Consider the following 3,271-nt stretch of genomic DNA (forward strand, 5'->3'; position numbering starts at 1 on the left):
AGAGCACGGTGGCGTTGGCGGCGCTGGAGCTCATGCGGAGTGCGGTGACCTGGTAGCCGGTGATGGGTGAGCCGCCGGTGCTGGTGGGTGGTGTCCAGCGGGCGATGGCGGTGAGTGAGCCGCCGGCGGCGCCCTGGCTGGGCGTGCCGATGACCGGTGCTCCGGGTGCGGTGGTGGCGGCCGGGGTGACGGCGTTGGAGGAGGCGGAGTAGGCGCCGGTGCCGGCGCTGTTGATGGCCGCGACCTGGAAGCGGTAGGTGGTGCCGTTGGTGAGTCCGGTGATGTTGAGGGTGCTGGCGTTCGCGGCGGCGGGGCGGAGTGCTCCGACCTGGTTGCCGACGTTGTCCAGGACCTTGACGGAGTAGCCGGTGATGCCGGAGCCGCCGTCGTCGGTGGGTGCGGTCCATCGGGCGGTGGCGGTGGTGTTGCCGGCGCTGGCGGTGCCGATGGTGGGTGCGCTGGGTGCGGTGACGGCGGGTCCGCCGGTGGTGCTGCCGGGGGTGCCGGATCCGGTGGAGAGGGTCCAGTTGGCTCCGTCGTTGTTGTCGGCGGCGAGGTTGGCGAGCTCGAGGGACTGTCCGGTGGTGGGGACGGGCCAGCCGGTGCCGCCGTAGGTGAGGCTGTCGGCGAGCGTGGCGTCGGGTCGGGTCAGGGTGAGTGTCCCGGTGGCCGGGAGGGTGCCGGTGTAGCGGTCCCCGACGAAGACGCGGGAGCCGTAGGCGGTGCGGAAGCCCGGGTCATTGGCGACGAACTGCATCGTGGCGTGCGGCAGGATGACGGTGCCCGGTTGGATGGTGAGGGTGGCGGCGCCGCCGATGGTCCAGCCGGAGAGGTCGATGGCGGTCGAGCCCGGGTTGTAGAGCTCGACGAACTCGGCCGTGTCGCCGGCGCTGGGCGAGTGCTGGATCTCGTCGATCACCATGTCCGGTGTGGCCGGCTGGTTGCCGGGGACCCGGGCGTCCGAGGCGAAGACGGTGCGTCGTGCCGCGATGCCCTTGACGAGGCGGCTGCGCTGCGTCGTGTAGCTCTCGGTCTCGTCGTAGGCCCACCGCGCGTAGTCGAGGGCGATGTCGGCCTGGGCGACCCCGACCTTGGCGTCGTACAGCGCCTCCATCCGGCCGGTGGCCAGCAGGTCGTTGACCAGGGTGCGCAGCCGGCGGAAGTACATGTCGCGCCACTCCGGCGTCGCGAACAGCGCCTCCATGATCGGGTTCAACCGGTCACCGGGCTCGGCCAGCGTCACGAACGTGCTGTTGATGAAGCAGCAGTGGTTGCCGAGGGTGTGGTCGAGGTCCCAGGGCAGCATCGACCAGCGGGTCGTCCCCGGGTCCTGAGCGAGGTAGAAGTTCTTCGTCGTCGAGTCGACGTGCTCGAGGATCGCGGTGACCGCCGCGTAGTTGATCAGCTGCGGGATGTCCGCGTTGGCCGCCATGTAGTCGTGCTCGGCCGTCCCGGTGAGGGCGACGCCGTTGAGGAAGGACTGCAGCGGCGCGTAGTCGGTGTCGTCGGGGTTCTTCTTCTCGAAGCGACGGTTGGCGAGCGGGACCGTGGAGTCGAAGGCGTTGATGTTGGCCTTGAAGAACTGGTTGTCGTCGTAGCCCTCGCGCTCGCGCCAGGTGCCGTCGTACAGGTCCAGGTAGTTGTAGACGCCCTGGAAGGCCCCGTTGCGCTGGGTCCGGACCGGGAAGACCTGGGTGTTGATGACCCCGGCGCGCTGGAAGGCGTCGAAGCTCAGCATCGAGCGCCCGTGCGACACGTCGCTGTAGTCGGCCTGCATCGCGAACTCGTCGACCGGCTCCACGAGCAGGCCCGGCATGTCGAGGTCGTGGTTCTTCGCCATCTCGAACTTCCAGTTCGGCTTGGGCGTGGACTCCGAGCCTTGGCCGCGGATGTTGACGAGCACGTTGTCGTAGACCGTCGAGCCGTAGGCCAGGACGGCCGCCCGCTGGATGTCCTGGGTGGGGTTGGCTGTGATCGCGTTGTAGTCCGCGTCGGCGATGAACCAGCGCAGGATCGGGAGCGCCGACGTGACGTCGTCAGGCACGACCACGCCGCGGTAGTTGATGGTGTCGTCGACGCGGGGGGAGCGGTTGGTGCCGTTGGCGTTGGTGGCCTCGACGCGGTAGCGGATGAGGTGTCCGGCGACTGCGCCGGGGATCGAGGCGCTGTAGGTGCCGTCGCCGTTGGCGGTCATGGGGGTGGTCTGCTCGGCGGCGAAGTCGGTGCGGTAGCGCACGACGGCGCTGGTCTGGTCGCTGAGGGTCGCGGAGACGGTGACGGACTGGTTGGCCGCCGGGGAGGTGGGGGTGGCGGCGACGGCGGTGATGCGTGGGGTGAGGCCGGTGCGGCGCACGGAGTTGGCAGCGCCGGGGGTGCGGCCGGCGGTGTTGGTGGCGGCGGCCCAGTTGAGGGAGTCGTTGTTCTCGAGGGTGGCGTCGATGAGCTCGAGGGAGGGGCCGGTGCCGTCGGCCTTGACCGGCCAGGGGTCGACGTCGAGGAAGGAGACGGAGTCGATGGTGGCGCCGGTGTTGTCCTTGAGGGCGACGGTCTCGCCGGAGTTCGACAGGTTGCCGCCGTAGACGGCGGCGGGGGCGAAGCCGTAGCGGGCCTGGAACTGCACGGCGTCCTTGGCGACCACGAGGTAGCCGCCGGCGGGGATGGTGGTGCCGGGGGCCACGGCGAGGGTGATGCCGGAGAAGGTCCACCCGGAGAGGTCCACGGCCGTGGCGCCCCGGTTGTAGAGCTCGAGGTAGTCGTCGCCGTCGAGGTCGGACACGGCGTGGTACATCATCTCGTTGATGACCACGTCGGTCGGGGCGGCGCTGGCCGGTGACACACCGACGACCGCCAGACCCGCAGCGATGACGGCTGCGGTGGCTCCGAAGGGCAGCGCCGAAGCAAGCCTTGATGTGCGTGTACCCATGACGTTCCCCTGTGTGAGTTGACGCCGCGGTCGTGCGCCGCGAGCCCGGTGCTGCACGCCGTTCGAGGACGTGCCGAGACTTCGACGCTAGGCGCGACCCCGTGCGGCCGCATCCTCGAATTCAGTCAAAGGCATGGGCACCTGAGGGCAGCTGTCGAGCGCATGACGACGGCGTGCCGCCGGCCGCGTGAGCGGTCGACGGCACGCCGTCGGTGGTGCGGGGTCCTGCCCGGTTCAGCGGGGTACGACGTTGGCGGAGCGTGCTGAGGCGGGGCCGGTGCCGATGGCGTTGATGGCCACGACGGTGAAGCGGTAGTTGCCGGCGGCCAGGGTGAAGGAGCGTTGCCG

General features: G+C 70.0%; 1 protein-coding gene. It reads right to left on the reverse strand.

Features of this window, described 5'->3' with window-relative positions:
• Positions 1-2,923 (reverse strand): lamin tail domain-containing protein (locus AC1DQF_RS21365; protein ID WP_477527234.1); only part of this gene is annotated, 2,923 nt, incomplete at its 3' end.
• Positions 2,924-3,271 lie beyond the last annotated feature (348 nt).

The sequence above is a fragment of the Nocardioides sp. P4_G4 genome, from assembly GCF_056401085.1.